The organism is Crossiella sp. SN42 (genome assembly GCF_023897065.1).
GTDB lineage: Bacteria > Actinomycetota > Actinomycetes > Mycobacteriales > Pseudonocardiaceae > Crossiella.
The window spans coordinates 271,290-289,724 of the sequence record NZ_JAMHIV010000004.1 but is presented as its reverse complement, the minus strand read 5'-3'; the positions used below and the strand labels follow the sequence as shown (position 1 = coordinate 289,724).

Here is an 18,435-nt window from a genome sequence, read left to right as displayed (position 1 = left end):
ATCCGTCATCATCCCCACCATGCCGGAGCGACCGGCCGAGCTCCTCCCCTTCGCGGAGCTGGTCCGCGACACCTCAGCCCACAGGCTGTGGCAGGGCCAGTCCCTTGGCATCGAGCCCCACCAGGGTTTCGCGTATCTGGCGGGGCAGGGTTGTGCCGTTCCGATGGGCACCAGCGTCATCCTGACACCGTTGCGCCATCCCTATGAGGCCGCGCTGCAGGCGCGTTCGCTGGCGGTGCTCAGTACGCACAACGTGGTTCTCGGCATCGGAGCGGGGACACCTGAGTTGGTAGAGACCTTGCACGGCGCACCGTATCCGAGTCCGCTGGGCGCGCTCAGCGACTACCTGACCATCCTGCGAGGCCTCCTCTCCGGTGAGTCGATGGAGTTCCAGGGGCGGCGGTACCGCATGTCGGGCGGACTGCCGAGGTTGACGCATCCGCCGGTGGAGTTGGGCCTGGGTGTTCTGCGCCCCGCCGCTGCTCGCCTGGCCGGCGAGCTGGCCGACTGCGCGATCACCTGGATGACTCCCCCGGACTACGTACGCAACACTCTGCGCCCGGAAATGGACTCTGCCGCGGCGGCGGTGAAGCGGCCTGCGCCGCGCGTGGTCGCAGTGGTGCACGTCGCGGTGCGCCGGGAGGGCAGGGATCCGTACCTGCTGGCGGTCAACGCTGCCCGGCAGCACCTGTCCGCGCCGCATTACACGGACATGCTGCGGCAAGCGGGCCTGCGGGTGCATCCGGTACAACCGGTCCTCAACGCCAGGGCGTTGGTCGATGCCGGGGTGTTCGTCACCGGGACGGCGGCCGAGGTGGCGGAGAAGCTTCTGGCGTATCAGGAAGCCGGGGTGGACGAGGTGGTGCTCAACACGGCCGGGGTGCACACGACAGAGGGTGGTACGTCGGCGGTCAGAGATCTTCGGGAGATCTTGGACCACATGGCTGCCTGAAGGACAGGATGACCGCTTTCGCTCAACCGGTTGATCGTTACGGCGACCGCCGGATGTCAACGGCAGGATGGTGACATGGAAACGCAGAGGACACACGAACGGGTGCGCGCCGCTCTGGCAGAGTTGGCGCCTTCATTCGGTCCGCCGGTGGTGCTCACCCCGCTGACCGTGGTGCCCTCAACCGAAGTGATCAGCAGCGGGCATGGCGTGCGACGCCGGTTGGGCGTGGCGTTCACGGTCGCGCTGGGATTCTTGGAAAGCGCGCTGGGCGGATCCGGTGGAGTCGCCAACGACGGCTCGCATCTGCCTCCTTCCGGTTTCACCCACACTGACGCTGGCCGATTCGTCGGTTTCGACGACGAGGTCGAACAACTGCCTCGTTGGGTCGTCAGCGACGGCGTTGCGGTCGTGGTGGTGCAAGCCCAGGATGACGCTTTCGCGTTGTGCTGGAGCAGCGAGACCGATACCCGGCCCGAGGTTGAAGACGTCGGTGGCGACGTGCCTTACCTACGGCTGACCTTCGCCGATGGCTCTCGGGTGGGATTGCAGATGTCGGCAAAGGAGCGCGCGACGGTACTGGCCGCGCTTTGAGGCATGTCAACGGCTTCAGCGGCAAATCACCCGATAAGCGACCGGATTCCGCCCGCCCGCGCGCCGGATCACACGCGAACACGGTCTTATGCTCGCCTTCATAGGTACACCAGTGGACCTGCCTAGCAACTGGGGTCGGTGGGATGGGGGCCAGACGACGAGCTCGGAACGCTCAACCTGATCACCGACGAGGTGCGCGCGGGCCGCGCAGGAGGTGCGCGTCGGCCGCTCGCTGTCGCGGGCCGTGCCCATCCAGCCGGCGCCCGCGTGTGGCTAGCGAAGGGCATCGATCATGGCCTCGGCCATCGGGGCGCTCGAGACCGGGTTCTGGCCGGTGAACAGGTTCCGGTCACGAACGGTGAGGGCCTGGTAGGCAGGCCCACCGGCATGCTTTGCCCCAGCTCGCGCAACCGGCCGGCGAGCAACCACGGCACTCCTTCGGCCGTGCCGAACAGCTTCTCCTCCTCATCGGTGAACGCCGTCGTCCTCAGGGCGGCGAAGTCCTCCGCGATTCGCACCGCAGGCCATTTCCAGGTCCTTGGTGGCGTGGACGGTGAAGATGGTGACCTCGGTGCCGGACTTCTCACCCGGCTGTGTCAGGCACACCGCTGAGCATCAGCAGCTGATTTCAAGTCTTGTCCGTGCCCGTCGGGCTACGAGGGTGATGCTTGCTGGAGGTGCGACACTGCAGCAAGTGCGAGAACGCTTGGGACACAGTAGCCTCCGATCGACCGAACGCTACGTCCACACTCTCGTCGATACCGATGAAAGTGCCCTGGACGCGTTCGGCCGTATTCGTGACCGCAAATCGTCCCGTGCTCCGACCACTTCTAACGCTAGACGGCGCCCATCTGGACAGCGCCGAAACGTTCTAATCGGAGGATCACGGCGACAGCGTCAGAGGGCATAGAACCTGACCAGAGAATAGGGCCACGACACGGCGGCTGCAGGCAGGTACCAGAACTGGATTCCGAGGAGCTCCGTGAGTCGCGCGACGGAAACATTGTGGCTGCGCAGTTTCACCGACGGCACTCACTACCGCCTACGCCGTACGGCGCGCCGCCTTGAACCGCGGACGACACCAGCAGTGGCGGTTAGGACACCGGTCACCGCTGCCGCTGTACCAGTAGAGGGTGTGGCGAATACGATCAAGGACCCAATGACGGCCAACGCCGCGATCACGCTGAAGAAAGCCCAGCACATCAACCTGATGACATTGCGGGTGCGAGTTTCATCTGCCACGACATAGCCCAGAAGACCATGAGGGTGCGCCGCTCCCGCTTGCCGCGCCAGAGATCGGGGCTTCGGGCCTGCGCCGACCACGGTCTGGTCGGCCAGGGAGGCACCGCCTGTGCCGGAGGAGGAGAGCTGTTCGTCGGTCATCGCGATCCGCTCCGGTCACTCCCCAGACCCACAGCCGGGCGCTGCCGGTTGACCACCTGGTGAAGCTGCTGCCAGTACCCGGTGAACCTGACCAACTCCTGCAACAGAGGGATGCACTCATCAGGATCGCTCCACCCGTGCAGCTCCACGAACGGTGTGAGCGAGTCGGTGTGCGTCCCCAACCGGGTCACTACCGCGTGAGCTTGCTCAAGCAGCTTGCGCAACTTCAACGAATCGGTCGCCACCTTCGCTGCCGCCGAGGCATCGGTGATCACCGCTGGGTCTGTGAGCGCAAGCGTACGCAGATCATCAGCGGTGAGAAGCTCGCCGTGAGGTGCCTCGGCCGCCAGCTCGCGCGCGTGAGCACCGACAGGGACTCGCCGCACCGGCAGGCTGCGTCGGCCATCAAAGATCGCCTGAGCCAGTTGATGCAGGCCTGCTGGAGTGCTCGCCAGTGCGGTCAGAAAATGATCGGGCTTCGTGCTCTGTCCCTTGGCACCGTGCGGGCTGAACGGCAACAAGAGCTCCTGGCCTGGCGGGGCACAAATCAGGTGGAACAGCGCCCGGGTCGCCAACTGCCGCTGCGCAGGCCCCACGCCGGCTTTGTTCCCCAACGACCGCTCCAGCGCCGCAGCCTGCACCTCGGCCAACGCCTCGGTCAGTAGGGTCGGGATCGGGCGTGAGTCAAACGCCTGATCGTGCAGCGGCTTCCACTGCAAAGCACGCTCCAACGCCGCCCGCCGACTGTCGGCATCTGCTCGGCCGCGCAGCGCCCGAGCGACGACATGCGCGACCACTTCCGTCCGCGCATTGGTGCGTACGGAGCCGGCTACACCACGAGTCTTGAGAGCGTTGGATATCAGTTTGTCCTGATAGGTGCGAGGGGAGGCCAGCAGCGAGGCCACCGCGATCATCGCTAGGTCGTCACTCTCACAGCAGCCCGCGGCCACCGTCTCGACCGGGTGATCCAGCCAGCGCCTGATCTGATCAGAGGGCTGGCCAGTCCGACCGACAAACTTCCCACGGTGTTGCAGCATCGTCAGAACTGCTTCCGCCCGCGTCTGCCAATCCGTGGCGGCACTGAAAGGTGTGGGCCGGTCCAAATGCTGCAGGGCCACCACCCGGCGGCGGATCTCATCGAGTGGAACCTCACTGTCCACTGACAAGATCACACGAGTTCGCGGCATCACAGCTCGCCGCAGCTTCTTCGCCTCACCTCGGGAGACCCGTGTACCGCTCAGCACCTTGCCCGCAATCGCCAGCAGTTCGTTGCGCCGCGCGAACAGGGGATGCCGGGCGAGTTCCGAGCCGTCGACAGGGACCATGCTCATCCACTGCAGCACGTCGGCAGCCTCGATGCCCTCCGCGTCCTGGGTGAAATAGGTCCGGCCGTAACTGTCGGCGGTCTCCCAGCCCGCGACGCCAGGCGCGTGCCCGGCGAACTCGATGACCAACGGGAAGAGCGTGCCACCGACCCGAATTCCGTTGGTGCGGATGTCATCGCCGTACTGGTTCTGTTCACCGACCTCCGCATCAACCTTGGCCAGTTCGGTGAAGTAGAACTGCATCGCCGCCTCGACGTCGCGGTGGGACTCCAGACGCAGCAACAAAGCCGAGTTGTCCGGTGCGCAGGTGTAGGCCGGCATCAGGTAGAGGCCCTCGTAGCGCTTCCCGCCCATCCTGAGGTTCTCCGGTGCTCTCACCAGCGGTGCGGTGAGCACATCGATGTCCAACACACGGGCCGTGATGCCTGCGGCGATGGCCTCGACACGGGGGCGTTTGAGCTGAGAGATCGCTTCCTGAGGATCTGCGGCCAGCCACGCTGTCACAGCGGCGACCTGCGGAGCCAGACCGGCCTCAGCTGCCAGGTCGCGAATGGTCTGGAACTGGCGGTAGGTCAGGCGGCCAAGCTGCGAAGCACGGGCCTGCAACTCGTTGCTCGTGTCCACCACGAGCTCAGACTCAGCCGATGGACCGTGCTGACGGTCAGTCGAAGCGTGGTGCCGCGGCGAAGCATGAAACACGGGACTGTGACCCATCCGATATCCCTCGTTGCCCACGGGGCGTGCTGCGTGCACGCGCTGAACTCACGCGATCAATGCGAGGGACCGATCCCGGCATCACCACTCAGACGGCCAAGGCGTGCCCGGATCGGCTGGGTGGAGCGCACCAGAACCAAGATCGCGTTCAACAGCCACGAGAGGCTCGTGCTGGTTTCGTCGAAGATGAAATCCGGTCACCCTCGGCGCGTGACGCAGAACTGGAGAGCTATCGCCGAGGCGGACGCTAGCAGGGGGCAACACTCAGCTGGCTGAGACACGTTGCTACAGCACGAAACGGCGCGTCACCACGAGGCGTGAGCCCCTCGTGCCTCAAAGGTTGGTGAGGACTGCGTGAGGCGGGGCGATCTTCGGCGCAGCGCGGCCATGCCCGGATGCAATCACTCCATAAGGTGACCTGGTGTGTGACCCGTCAGTGAAGGTCGCACAAGAGGAGCGGACCGCTGCTCATATCCATGATCACCCGTTCGGGACGCCCTGCGCATCGCAAGCCCGTGCCGCGTCTGCGGACTTTCAGGTACCCACGCCCCGCCCCGCGACCACACCAAGAGCGGACCGGGCCTCCAATGGCACATCGAACGAACCCAACAGCGTCTCCTATCACGCCGCAGGCCGAGGGCCACAGCAGCTCGCGGTGTTGCGCGCGGCGGCCTGTCGCTGGGTGCTGATCAGCGTGCACGGTGGCGACCACGCTGAAGCGTGGTGACAGTGAGCAGGCCGACGAGGCGGCGGAGCCACCGGGTGCGGCGGCGCGCGATGTCCAGTTCTTGGGCTTCGGTGGCTGCGCTGGCCCGCAGGAACTCCCGTTCCTTGGCGTTGGCCAGCTTGTTGTTGCGGGCCGCCCTGTCACGAGCCAGCGCCAGACGGGGAGCCGCGGTAGAACAGGCCGGGATCGCGACCGTCCCGCAGCCAGGTGGCGGTCGCCTCGGTGAGCTGGCGGTGGACGCGCAGGTCGCCGCGGTCGTCGGTGAGCCAGGACCGCAACCGCGGATGAGCGCCTCGTGCGCGATCTCCACACTGTTGTGGTCGAGGGTGATCAGCCGGGCGCGGGCCAGGCGTTCCAGTACCACCGCCAGCACCGGGTCGCGGGGATCGAGTTCGCTGCGGGCGATGCGGTGACGAGTGTCCGCTGGTGCCGTCGCCGTGATCGTACTGGCGGAATAGAGTGGCACGGCTCTGCTGGCTTGATCGCGCCGCGAGTGTCGGCCCGCGAACGGATGGTTATGGTGACAGGTTCGGAACGGTCAGGGTCGCCCGGGCTGACGGTGGTCGGTTCTGCCAGCGCCTCCGGTGGCTCGCATGGAGGGTGGGCGGTCGTCACCGATGGGACGGCGCCGCTCACTGTGGGGGGAATGGCGGCGGGTGGGTTCGGGGTTGAGGCCGCGAAGTCGTTCTTGGCGGACGAGCCTGCTGGGCGATGGTGGTTCGTCCTGCTATCCGTCGTAGGGCTGGCGCTCGTTGCCCTCGGCTTTTGGCTGAGGAGCCGAGCACGCCGTCAAGCGAGGGTCGGCATCGTGGTCACCGCGACGGACCTTCGTCGCGGGCTGGCCCGAGCCCAGCAGCTGGACCAGCAGGCGGAGGCGTACAGCCGAAGTGCGTGCACGGTGACCCTGAAGACCGGCATCGAGTTGTCTGGTGACGGCATCCTGGACCGGCAACTGGTCGATGCCCTGGCCGATGAGACACTCTCGGCCACGACGATGGCGGAACGTCTGACCCCGGACGCCGTCCGGATCAATCTGATCCCGACCATGCCGCTGCATGTCGCGTTCTGGTTCGGCGCCCGGTTGGGCTACACCCACGCTCGCGAGGTCGCGGTGCACGCCATCCGGCAAGCTGATGGGGCACCCGCGTACTTCCCGGCGACCTCGCTGCGCGCGGTCGACTCCAGCACCGAGCCGCTCACCACCGATCAGCTGGAGGCCATTGACAACGGCGACCCGACCAAGGTCGCCCTCGCGCTGGACCTGCAGGGCCGGGGAGACCAGTTCTTCGACCAGGTGCTGGCGACGTGCCGCCAGCACGGCATCGGCTACCTCCTCCGGCTCGGCAATGCGTCATCCCGGTTGGCCGAGGACAGCGTGACCTTCACCGGAGTGGTGGAGCAGACCTGCCGCGCCTGGCGGGAGGCGCCGCTTGCGGCTGGCGCGCGAACCGGCCGACACGCGATCTTCCTCAGCGGACCCGTTGCGATCGCGGTGGCGCTGGGTGCCCGGATGGCATCGCCCGAGCACGGGCGGTGGACCGCCTTCACGTTCGACGCGGCCAGCAACACCTACGAGCCCTTCCCAGCTCATGCCTCCGGCTGAAATTGAACCGGTGAGAGGGGCTCCGGCGCGGCGGGTACGGCCGGGATTGTCGGTGGTCGCGTTACGCTTGTCTGCACGACGCCGCTGGATGGTTGTGATGCAGGTCATGGCCCATTCATGACGCTGGTTGACCGGGACGAGGCGTTCTAACGGGTCTCTGCGGCGAAAGGAAACCCGATGAGCCTCGGTGCGGCGTTCGACGCCTTCCAGAAGCAGGTTGACGCGAATCCGACGCAGGTCACGGAGGCTCGCGAGCGGCGCGAGATGTTCAAGACCTCCTTGGGTGGGGAGTCCGATGTCGTCGAGGTCTGGGGTTCGGGCTCCTTGCGGCGTAGTACGCATATCGGCCCGAAGATCCACGACCTGGACCTGGTAGTCGTGTTCAACCCGGATGAGCATCCGGGGTGGGGTGAGCCCGGCGACTCGGCCGCCGATGCCCTCAACGTGCTAGGCGGCAAGGTCAACAAGTTGCTCGGTGCCACCAACGGGACCGTGGCGAAGCTGGTGCGCATTGCCAGCCCCCGCAACCACGCGGTCAAGTGCTTCATCGACCTGCCAGGTGATGACAACGGGTTCACCGTGGACGCGATGCCAGCACTCAAGCACTACGGTGCCCTGCTCATCCCGGAGAAGAACTCGTCCCTCTGGATTTCGGCTGACCCGCTGTACCTGGTTGAAGAGGTCAAGAAGCGCAACGCGGACTGGGACTACTTCTTGCGCATGGTCCGGGTGCTCAAGGCGTGGCGAAAGCGCGCCGAGGTGGAGGGCAAGGTTAAGTCCCTGGTGATGGAGGTCCTCGCCCTGCACCACCTGCCTGGTGGCTTCTCGCGTCCGGAGGCCCTCAAGCGGTTCTTCACAGCGGCGGCGACGGCGGTTGGGAACGGGCCGGTCGTGGATCCTGCCGGATTGTGTGGCGAAATCCAGCCCGATCTAGACCGGATGGGGCTGCGCAACTCGTTGCTGGACGCCGCCGACCTCGCCGACCAGGCATGCGACGCATCCGACGAGGGCCACGCTGACGACGCCAAGAAGTTGTGGCGCGAGGTGTTCGGCACCGACTTCCCGGCACCGCAGGGTAAGCCCAAGGCCGGTCCCGCGTTGATCGTTCCGGCTGTGGCGCCGCGTCCGATCAAGGACGCCCCGCAGGGATGACCGGACCATGACAGCGTTGCGTGACATCGCGCCGATCAACTGGTGGGACGCTGAGCCCGGCCGCTTCGCTCGAGACCGAGACGAAGTCACTGGCCGGTTCCCTGAACTCACCTGGACGTCGAGTGGTGCAGGCCGCTGGGGCGGGAGCCTTCCGATGTGGCCCTTGGAACGGCCTGAGCCCCCCGGTCTGTGGCGCCTGCTCGGTGGTGCTGGCCTGCAGGTGGTCATCGCTTACCGGCAGGCGTACCCGATGGTGCCGCCTCGGATCTATCCGGTTGCCCCGCGGCCGAAACCGGTGGAGTGCACTCAGCACCGGTGGCATGTCAACGGTGACGGAAGCTTGTGTCAGTTCCAGACCGATACCGCGTGGGATCCCCGCGACTCGATCTGTGATCTCATCTTGAAGGCTGCGGCCTGGCGAGTCGAGTACGCCCTGATGAAGGCCGGAGCCCTGGAACAGATGACGTTGCACGGGATCGTGAGCGACCCGGCCCTCGACGACCTCATCACGACGGCCAGCGAAACACCCGAGGACGACGACAGTTCCGCGGCGCCGGAACCCACCGGGACCACCGAATGACCAGCACGTTGCTTCTGCTGCCCCGTGACGGCATTCGTCACCTCACCGCGGCCAACGCAGGCGCATTGGGGACCATCAAATTCAAACGCTCCGAGCCCGATGACCTGCTCCTGATCAGCTCCATCCGCACGGGAGCCGCCGGTTACCAGTTGACGCTGGAACCTAGGGACAACCCCTTGAACTCCGGGCTGCCCGGCGGGGAGGGATTCTGGTTCCGGGTACCGGTTGAGCTGCACGGCTGGTGGTACGAGATCATCCGACGCGGTGACCACGTCGGGGTGCCGTTCGACGAGTTTGCCCAGCGGCTACCCAGGACGCCCGCCGACCCCGGTGCGATCGGATACGTCGTACTCACCTACGCGCCGGACGCCGATATGCCGCCCTACGACGAGACACCTGTCTCCCGACTTGCAGCGTGGCGGGTGACACGAACGGGAGTGTTCGGCGTTTCGGTGGCCGTCGAGCCCGAGACCACCGGCATCACACAACTGCATCCCCACTGGCCAGTAGCCGATCTCTCGACCGTCACGGTCATGGTGGTGGGCGTTGGCAGCATCGGGGGAGCAGCAGCCACCGCGCTCGCCGGTTACGGTCTCGGACGGCTCCTGCTCGTCGACCCCGACCGGCTGCTGTGGCACAACCTGATCCGCCACGTACTACCCCGCCGCTACGTCGGGCAGTACAAGGCCGACGCCCTCCGCGACCATCTCGCCGACCACCGCGGCGACACCGAGATCACCGCGTTCCGGTACGACGTCGTCGATGACGCCGATCGCATCCGCAGCCTCCTTGACGAGACCAGCATCATCCTCTGCTGTGCTGACGACGTGGCACCACGCCGCAGCACCAGCCATCTGGCCCGCCGCACCAACAAGCCCGCGATCCTGGCCTGCGTCCTCGCCGACGGAGGCATCGGCGAAGTCATCCGACTACGGCCCTGGCTCGACCACGGTTGCCTCCTCTGCCGACGACAGGCACTCGCCGACGGAGGCACTCTGGATCCCGAACCGGCGCTCGAAGCCGGCTACGGCACCGGAACACTCCACCGACCCATGACAGCCGTCGGCTCCGACCTCTTCCTCGTCGGGGACCTCGCCGCCAAAGTCACCATCTCGACCGCCCTGGAAGCCGCAGGCCACTTCAGCCATCGCCTCCCTGGCGAACATTTCACGATCGGCCTGCACGCCCGTCGAGGCTGGACCGGTCCCTTCGACCTCGGCTACACCGGCAACATGCGGTGGGCACCAGCGGCCCCGCCCCAAGCCGACTGCCCTACCTGCAGCCAGCCATGACCACGCCCATCCCCAAGAAAATCGTCCTCACCGCGTCAGCAATATCCGTCATCACGGACGAAGCTCGCGCCTCCACCGACGGTTCAGAGACCGGCGGCATCCTGCTCGGCACGGCAGAGCCCGACGCGGTCATCGTCCGCCATGCCGGACGCCCCGGCCCGGACGCCATCCGACAGCCGGACTTCTTCCAACGTGACCTCCACCACGCACAGTCTTTCGCCGACCGGGCCTACACTCTCGATCGCAGCATCTGGATCGGGGAATGGCACACCCACCTCCACACATCACCGCGGCCGAGCTCCAGGGACCTCGCCACCTACCAGGCCCTCCTTGGCGACCCGGAACTCGCATTCGACTACTTCGTCGCGATCATCCTGGCCGACCACACGAACGACTGGCACACGCCTCAGCTCGCGGCCTGGATTGTCACACCAACCCACGAATGCGCCGTTCCCGCACACAGGGCGCCGGGCACCGGGGCCGAAGACGTCTGACGAGCATCCGTCCAGGCAGTTGCGCGGCCCTACGGCGGAGAGCCTCGGCGGGCTCGAATCGAGAACCACAGGCGGATGGCGACTTCGTTGAACAGTCGGCAGAGTCGGTGCCTGGTGCGCCGTGACCGAACAGCGCGTGTCTAGCAGGTGATCGCTCACTGGCCAAGACCCACCACGCGCTCCGCCCAGTCGAGCATGCCCGCACGGCATGGCAACAAGCGCTCACGCTGTACCAGCCCAACGCCGCACCGCCGACGCCAACCGCATCCAACAACACCTCGATGCCCTCGACGACCACCGCATCGCATGAGGTGCCCGCACGGCATCGAGCGCCTAGCAGCCGGATCTCCAACGTCACCCCTCGTTGCAGCTTTGAGTCGGAACGCATCAGCGTGCTCTGAGCGATCGAGCGAGCACCAGCCTCCAGACGGAGGCGACTACCTTGCCGTGGTCGTCGAGGACTTGCATCGGCTAGCGGCCTTGCGCGGCAGAAGGGCGGGCGTGGCCAGGATCTACCGCTTTCATGCGAATGCCGTGCGCTGTCGACCTAAATACGCCCGGAGGAGGTCAGGATGTACTCAGGGCCCGATACTGCTCGAAGGCTGACCGCAGCAGCGCTTGTACTTGCGGAAGGTCCGTGGAGTACAGACGCACTGACTGTTGCGGCCGGGCGGGGTGACGGTGAGCTTGAGGGCCGCCCCAACGAGATTGCCGGTTTCCGCAGCGTGTCTGATGTAACTGAGATCCTCCCAGGTCATGCCCTGGAGGTTGCGGCCGAACAGGACGACGAGGACCCCGCTGCGTGCGGCGCGGTACCACCGAGGGAGGAAAGAGAGCGGCGCGTTTCCCACAATCAGGGTGTCGCCAGCCGTGACGGTGAGTTGGTCGCCGACAAGGTGAGCGCTGAGCGCGCCCTGCGGCAGGGCGGGCATGCGGAACGCTTCAGCGTCGGAGTCGGGCGTGACGTCGGAGGAGATCGTGGTGAAGCCGACGTTCACCAGTAGGTCCAGCATGGTGTCGATGGGCCTGCCGTCCATGTCAGCTGCTTGCCCGCCAATGCAGTCGACGATGATGCCCGCTTGGGTCTCACTAAACAGGGCGCACTCAATATCGAAGCGGCGGTGGTCGAGTTCCGGTACCGGGGCGGAACACCTCATCACTGTCGATGGGCTGCACCCGGTGTGTGCGAGCGTTACGGTGATCGGGGAACGTGGTGAGACCACGGCGAGCAGTTCAGCCTGGCCGACTGCCGCGATTGGTTGCCGGCACAGGAAACAGTGACGGCGTGAATCCATCATCGGTGCGCACAGCCCGTCGACGTCGATTCCGTCGAGAAGTTCGCGGACGGAGTCGGCCACGTGGATGTGTCTGCCGCGACGTAGAGCGGTGTCTGAGGCCCGGCGATGAGCCGGGCGTGCGCGGTTGGTCAAGGAGGAGAAGGCGGCAATGAGGGCGGGCGGGATACCAGTATCGGCCGAGCGGAGTGTGGACAGAGTAGAGGCGAGAGCGGCTGTGTCGCCTCCGGACTGGAGCAATAGCTCCATGCCGAGAGCCTTCGCCGCTGAGCTAAAGTTGCCGAGGGACTGGAACGCCTCCCTCGCACTACGTGCTGCCTGCAGGGCGCGGGCACCGTCGCCCACTGACTTGTAAACCCGAGCGAGGTTCATCTCAGCCGTGGCCACCTGGTTGATGTTGCCGAGCGCAGTGGCGAGCTCGCGCCCCTTAACTAGTTCGGCGATCGCCTCTTGGAAGGCTCCGCTCTCCGCGAGAGCGGAGCCGAGGTTGAGTCGCAGTCCGGACTCCATGTCGAGCATGCCGAATCGTGCGGCGATCTCGGCTACCCGCCGGCTGTTAGCGATCACCTGGTCCTGGTCGCCGAGTTTCCGCGAACAAACGATCCGGTTGCTGTGGAGAGTGAGTACAGTGCGCATGTCCGGTTGCGCGGCAGCGGTGGGCGCGGCTTGGTCGTACTGCTCAAGTGCCTCCGCCCATCGGGTCCCCCGGCCGAAAACGTTGCCGAGGGTGAGATGGCAGTGCATGGCCTCTTTAGTGGCGCCGCATTCCTTCGCTAGGTCCAGCGCAGTCCGCGCCGCGTGCTCGGCCTCGTCTGACAGGTTGCGATGGGAGTAGAGGGCGGCAAGGTGCCGGAACGCGGTGGCCCGTACGACCGTCCGCACCGTGCCTGCTGGCGCTTCCGCGATGGGGCGAAGTACCCGTCCAGCCTCGTCCCACTCGTTGTTTTGGATCAGCGCCTCTCCAAGGAGCACCTGGGTGCTCGCCAGGATGTCGGCTGAGCCGCGCTGGCTCAACGCGCGCACCGCTGAGCGCAGCAGCGTGACGGCCTTATCGGGATACCCGGTGTTCCGCAGGAGGAGGGCCTGTTGGCTTCTCACCTCGGCGATGAGGAGGTCGTTGGCGGTGGACTCAGCAATTTCCATCGCCTCGTCGAACATGCTGGCCGCGTCCGTAACCTGGCCGGTTTCGCCGTGAATCCTGGCCAGGTGTGCCATGGCCCGTGCTCCTTGAGCAGCATCTCCCATCTGAGTCGCGAGGCGAACGCATTCCCCCAGCAGTTCGGCTGCCTGATCGAGCTCGCCGTTCTCCCTGGTGCGGATGCCGATGATCCGCAGTGCGATGACCTGTCCCTGGACGTCGCCGCTCTCGCGGTAGATGCGCAACGCGGTAGCAAGCGGGTCGATGCTCTCGCCGTTGTCGTCGACCTCGGCGTAGGACAGGCCGAGTTCCATGAGCGCGGCCGCTTCCATCCCCGGACTGCCGATAGCACGGGCGCGCTGCAGAGCGTCGTTGGCGTGTTCACACGCTTCGGTTTCGTGACCGCTCAGACGCAGCACGATGGCAAGATGTGTGTCCAGTGTTGGCAAGAGCACCGCGAGCTTCGCGCGCCGGGCCACTTTGAGGCCGTTACGCAGGTACTGCTCGGCCTTGTCGAGGCGGCCATCCTCCAGGTACGCCATGCCGAGATTGCCCAGCGTCTGCGCGAGCATGCCGTCCTGTTGCAGGACCCGCCACACACGCAACGTTGTGCGCAACACGGCGATGCCCTTGCCGGTGTGCCCCAGGCTCAGAAGCAGTTGACCGTAGCTGCTGTACGCGGCCTGACTGGTGGCCAGGTCGTCGGCTTCGTGTGCCACCTCGGAGCTGCGGCGGTACAGCGCGATTGCCTCATCGGAGTTGCCGCGATGGAACTCGGCAGCCCCGAGGCTGTGCAAGGCTTCGGCGATCCACTCCTGATTTCCGGTCTGCTCGCCTGCCTGTTGGATGCAGCGGCAGGCACGCGCGAGGTCATCCCAACGGCTGAGGTGTCGAAGTACAGACACCAGAAGATAAGACAGGGTGACGGCACGGTCCCACTGCTCTGCGCGGCAACCCAGCTCCGCCATCGCCAGGGCACCAACGCGGGTCGCCTCCAGTACGAGCAGCGCATTTCGATTGCTGTGCGCGGGAATCCGGGCGTCCTGGTCAGTGAAGCCGATGGACCGCGCGGCCACGGCCACCCGTGCGGCGTAGGCCAGGCATCCGTTGCGAACGACCTGGTTTCTCCAGCCCGGCGTAGCGTCAGAGGCTTTGGTGCGGGCGAATCGGTAGAGCACGTCATGCAACCGGTACCCCTCGGGTTCTGGCTGGCCGATGAGGTTCAGCTCGAACAAGTCGTCGAGCAGACGAGCCGCCCGGCGCAGATGGTTCTCGGTCAGCTCGACGTTCTCGTCCACGATCGCTGTGGCGATGACTGCCAGCGGCACCGTGGTGTTGGGCAGTAGCCCGAGTGCCTGCACGAGCCGGGTGTGCTCCACACCCAGCCCGCGGTAGCTGTGCTCGATGATGACGGCCATTGAGCACTTACCCGCGGCCAGCATCTCCATGCCGTGATCGGGATCAGCAAGGCGGTCAAGGTAAGCCGGCACGCTCAGGTTCGGGCGGCTCTTGATCTGCGCTGCGGCGATCAGCACTGCCAGGGGCAGGCCACCGCACACCGCGGCCAGGGAACTGCTCTCCTCAGACGTGAGCCTCGGCGCCCTGCCGGCTGCCAAGGACGCGGCATCCTCGTCGGAGAGTGGCTCAAGTTCGACGGGCACGACATCGTCGAGGAGAAGGCCGGTCAGCTTGGTCCGGCTTGTGCACAGGACCACGAAGCTGTCGTCGATGCTCAGCAGGTCTTGCAGCGCCTGCTCAGAGGTGACGTTGTCGACCACGATGAGCACCCGCTGCCCGGCCAACTGCGATCGCAGACGCGCGGTCTGCTGCCTGCGTGTCTCTGTCGGCCTGACCACGCCGCCATCGAGTACACCGGCCAGAAGATCCACGAGGTCAGGCTCGTCGCCGGGAGCAGCGGGCGTGGGCGCCTCCACCAGGTAGCAGCCGTCGGGAAAGTGCGGCGAGACCGATTCCGCGAGTGCGAGGGCGAACTCGGTCTTGCCCACACCCGGTGGACCGGTCACCGCGACCACCTGACGCGACTTTTCCCGGACTGACAGCAACTCCGCGCATTGGGCGAGTTCGTTGTTTCGCCCGACTAGTGGTCGTGCGGCACGCGGCGGCCGCGGCGGCACGTACGAGACAGCCAAGCTAGTGAGAACGTTCCTCGGGGGCAGCGCGAGATACTGCTGTGCGATCCAATACATCTCCGGTGTGGCCAGCTGCTCTGCCAGGGCGGTGCCGTCGAGGATCTGCAACGTCACCTGGTGTTCTGTGCTTGCCCAGTCGATCAGTTGATTCCGCTTGTCGATGACCAGGTCCTCGCTACACAGGGCGAAGACAACATCGACCGGGCCGGACATGATCTTTTTGACATCTGACCTGATCTTCTGGGGAAGGTCCTTCGTCTGGGTCAGGGTGCATGCGAACACCAGCCTTCGGTCACCTCCGGCAGTCCGGAAGGTCAGGAAGGTTTCAAAGTCGCGGCCTCCGTCTCCTCCCGAGGAAACCGGTCCGGTGGCGGGGAGGATGTTTGGGCTGATCGCCTGGCAGGCATAGGCGCGGCAGAGGTGTTCAAACTCGTGGTGGCCGTTCCTTGCACTCAGGCCCGTCAGCGCGAACCGGACCTGCTGCTTGACCACGTCCGGGGTGGCCTGCGGTGAAGTCACGACGGTTACGGTAGGGGAGTGCACCGACACTCAGCGTCATACCCCTTTTGCGGACGTGAGCGGCCTGCCGTCGCGACTTTGTTCGCCCTTGACTGCGGTGACTCGTCGGTAGCGACGGCGGTAGTCAACTTCGTCGTGCCTTGTTGCCCGGCTGGCCGCGGTTCTCGACGCCGGTGCCCCCTTGCGGCCGGGGTGACGGCGGTCGGCCCGGACGGTGTCAATGCCGCAGCGTGTGGCCTGGATGCTCAGAGCGGGTGGACCGGGTCATCGTGGGCCCGTCCCGGTGGCCGTAGCGGCAAGACTCAGGCGCATGGGCAACCGGGTTGATGTGCACAACGTGGTCAGCGGGGCGGCGGGCTCGGTCGTGCAAGCGGGCACCATCCACCAGGTCGTCCTACCGCTCTCGCCGGAGACCCCGCCGATCCCGCAGCAGCTTCCCCCGCCGGTGCGGGGCTTCACCGGCCGCATCGAGCAGTTGGCCGCCCTGGACGCTCTGCTGCCCGCCCCGGCTCCGGCGCCGGAACGGTGGTGATCTCGGCGTTGGACGGGACCGCCGGGGTCGGTAAGACCACCCTGGCGGTGCACTGGGCATACCAGGTCAAGGACCGCTTCCCCGATGGCGCGCTGTTTGCCAACCTGCGCGGCTACGGTCCTAGCGCTCCGCTGGTCCCCAGCACCGTCCTGACCGGCTTTCTCAGCGCCTTGGGCGTGCCGGAGAAATCGATCCCGGCTGAGCTTGACGGGCAGAGCGCGCTCTATCGCTTGCTGCTGGCCCGCCGCCGCATGCTCGCGCTGCTGGACAACGCGAGCAGTGCGGAGCAGGTCCGCCCTCTGCTGCCCGGCTGCTCCGCCTCCCTGGTGCTGGTCGCCAGCCGGGACAACCTGTCCGGGCTGGCTGTCACCGAATCCGCCCACCAGTTCGGGCTCGACCTGTTCAGCGTTACCGAAGCTCGGGAGCTGGTCGCCGGGATCATCGGCTCGCAGCGGGCCGCCGCAGAGACCGAGGCGGTGGAGGAGCTGATTCGGGTCTGTGCGCGCCTGCCGCTGGCGTTGCGGGTCGCGGCCACCCGCATCGCCGCTCGCCGCGATACCGAGGTGGCTGAGATCGTGGAGGAGATCACCGAGGAGGAGGACCGGCTGGAGGCGTTGAGCAGCTCCGGGGATGAGCGCAGTGCGGTGCGCACGGTCTTCGACTGGTCCTACACCCGGCTACCGGCCGAGCACGCACGTCTGTTCCGGCTGCTCGGCCTGCACCCCGGTACCGAGTTCAGTGTGCACACCGCCGCCGCGCTTGCCGGGGTCGAGCTGCAGCAGGCGCGGAAGCTGCTGGGCAGGCTGGCGGAGCATCACCTGATCGAACCCGCCGGCCGACGCCGCTACCAGTGTCACGATCTGCTGCACGCCTACGCCGCCGCCCGAGCAGAAAGCGACGAGCCACCACCGCGGTGGCACCAGGCGCTGGCGGCGATGGTGACCTGGTACGCCCACACCACCCACCAGGCCGACCGGCTCCTGTTCCCGCCTACCTCCTGCCTGCAGGTGGACCTGGAAGAGACCGGCACACCGATCCCGCTGACCACCCGAACCGAGGCGATCACGTGGCTGCGCACCGAGCAGAATACCCTCAGGGCAGTCCAGAAGGCCGCCGCCGCAGGCGACCACCACGCCGCGGTGATGGCCATCGCCGGTGCGGCGCGCTTCCTCACTCTCGGCCCGGCTGCACTGTGGCCGGCCCGACTGCGCGCCGAGGAACTCGGGCTGACCGCGGCCCGCGCCGCCCGCACCCGCTTCGCCGAGGCAGATCTTCTGCTGCGCCATGGCGGCACCCACCGCATGCTGGGTGAGCTCTCAGCGGCCGAGGCCGACTTCGCCCGTTCTCTCGCTGTCGCCGAGGAGCTCGGCGACCCCGCTGCCGTGTGCGATGCCCTGTGCGCCCTCGGCCTCGTCCGACGATCTCAGCAGCGGCTGCCCGAGGCGCGGGACTACTACACCGCCGCCCTGCCCTTGGCACGCACCACCGGCGATGTGGCAGGCGAAGCCATCATCGTCTGCAACCTCAGCCAGATCGCCGCCACCGAAGGTGACTTCGACACCGCACTGGAGCTGGCCGAGACCGAACTGATTCTCCGGCGCCAGGTCGGTCTGCTCAACGGCATTGCCTTCGCCCTGCTCCAGAGCCTCGGCAAGCTCGGCCTGCATGGAGGCGTCATGGTCGGCTTGTCGTTGTGCGAGTGTGTGCTTACGGGCCGCGTCTTCGCGTTCAAATCGGACGTAGTCGGCATCGAGCGGGGTGTGTCCGCGCAGGCGTTTCGTTGCGTGGTAAGCGGGATGGTCGTGCGTCAGCATCAAGGATGCGGTCGGCCAACCTGGCCGATGGCTCGTGCATGAGCGGCAGCGCGCGTTCCGCCAGCGCTGCCACCACCTGAGCAGGGGCGGTGGACAGACTGTCCAGGAGTCAGTCGATGTCATCTTCCGTCACCAGAGCCAACGTCAAGAGGGCGTACCAGGACTCATCCCCGT

General features: G+C 66.5%; 13 protein-coding genes. 10 read left to right on the top strand and 3 right to left on the bottom strand.

Annotated elements, in window-relative coordinates; translation table 11 throughout:
- The first annotated feature begins 19 nt into the window (after positions 1–19).
- The 3 genes from M8C13_RS07625 to M8C13_RS07615 all read left to right on the top strand — a co-directional run bounded on the left by M8C13_RS07625 (position 20) and on the right by M8C13_RS07615 (position 2,792).
- Complete coding sequence (locus M8C13_RS07625) at positions 20–952, top strand: LLM class flavin-dependent oxidoreductase (RefSeq protein WP_252479772.1); 933 nt, start codon at positions 20–22, stop codon at positions 950–952.
- Between the two features lie 75 nt (positions 953–1,027).
- On the top strand, positions 1,028–1,543 hold the full coding sequence (locus tag M8C13_RS07620; protein ID WP_252479771.1) for a hypothetical protein: 516 nt from the start codon (positions 1,028–1,030) through the stop codon (positions 1,541–1,543).
- A gap of 982 nt (positions 1,544–2,525) precedes the next feature.
- Positions 2,526–2,792 (top strand): hypothetical protein, encoded by a 267-nt coding sequence (locus tag M8C13_RS07615; RefSeq protein WP_252479770.1) that lies wholly within the window; start codon positions 2,526–2,528, stop codon positions 2,790–2,792.
- 130 nt (positions 2,793–2,922) lie between these two features.
- On the opposite strand, the gene M8C13_RS07610 is transcribed toward M8C13_RS07615, so the two are convergent.
- Positions 2,923–4,878 (bottom strand): hypothetical protein, encoded by a 1,956-nt coding sequence (locus M8C13_RS07610; RefSeq protein ID WP_252479769.1) that lies wholly within the window; start codon positions 4,876–4,878, stop codon positions 2,923–2,925.
- 776 nt (positions 4,879–5,654) lie between these two features.
- Positions 5,655–6,158, bottom strand: coding sequence for a hypothetical protein (locus M8C13_RS07605; RefSeq protein ID WP_252479768.1), 504 nt, complete (start codon positions 6,156–6,158; stop codon positions 5,655–5,657).
- Positions 6,159–6,500: 342 nt separating this feature from the next.
- Here M8C13_RS07605 and M8C13_RS07600 point away from each other — a divergent pair, with 342 nt between their 5' ends.
- From M8C13_RS07600 to M8C13_RS07580, 5 genes are all read left to right on the top strand, one after another.
- Complete coding sequence (locus M8C13_RS07600; protein WP_252479767.1) at positions 6,501–7,295, top strand: SAVED domain-containing protein; 795 nt, start codon at positions 6,501–6,503, stop codon at positions 7,293–7,295.
- Between the two features lie 177 nt (positions 7,296–7,472).
- A complete protein-coding gene (locus tag M8C13_RS07595; RefSeq protein ID WP_252479766.1) occupies positions 7,473–8,447 on the top strand; it encodes a hypothetical protein in 975 nt (324 codons plus the stop codon).
- 16 nt (positions 8,448–8,463) lie between these two features.
- Complete coding sequence (locus M8C13_RS07590; protein ID WP_252479765.1) at positions 8,464–9,027, top strand: hypothetical protein; 564 nt, start codon at positions 8,464–8,466, stop codon at positions 9,025–9,027.
- A complete protein-coding gene (locus M8C13_RS07585) occupies positions 9,024–10,319 on the top strand; it encodes a ThiF family adenylyltransferase (protein ID WP_252479764.1) in 1,296 nt (431 codons plus the stop codon). Before M8C13_RS07590 ends, M8C13_RS07585 begins: the two co-directional genes overlap by 4 nt.
- Positions 10,316–10,813 (top strand): Mov34/MPN/PAD-1 family protein, encoded by a 498-nt coding sequence (locus M8C13_RS07580; protein WP_252479763.1) that lies wholly within the window; start codon positions 10,316–10,318, stop codon positions 10,811–10,813. Before M8C13_RS07585 ends, M8C13_RS07580 begins: the two co-directional genes overlap by 4 nt.
- 578 nt (positions 10,814–11,391) lie before the next feature.
- On the opposite strand, the gene M8C13_RS07575 is transcribed toward M8C13_RS07580, so the two are convergent.
- Positions 11,392–15,915 (bottom strand): tetratricopeptide repeat protein, encoded by a 4,524-nt coding sequence (locus M8C13_RS07575; protein WP_252479762.1) that lies wholly within the window; start codon positions 15,913–15,915, stop codon positions 11,392–11,394.
- A gap of 310 nt (positions 15,916–16,225) precedes the next feature.
- Here M8C13_RS07575 and M8C13_RS07570 point away from each other — a divergent pair, with 310 nt between their 5' ends.
- The gene (locus M8C13_RS07570; RefSeq protein WP_252479761.1) at positions 16,226–16,447 is read left to right on the top strand and encodes a hypothetical protein; all 222 of its coding nucleotides are present in this window, start codon (positions 16,226–16,228) and stop codon (positions 16,445–16,447) included.
- On the top strand, positions 16,444–18,303 hold the full coding sequence (locus M8C13_RS07565) for a tetratricopeptide repeat protein (RefSeq protein ID WP_252479760.1): 1,860 nt from the start codon (positions 16,444–16,446) through the stop codon (positions 18,301–18,303). Before M8C13_RS07570 ends, M8C13_RS07565 begins: the two co-directional genes overlap by 4 nt.
- The last annotated feature ends 132 nt before the right edge of the window (positions 18,304–18,435 follow it).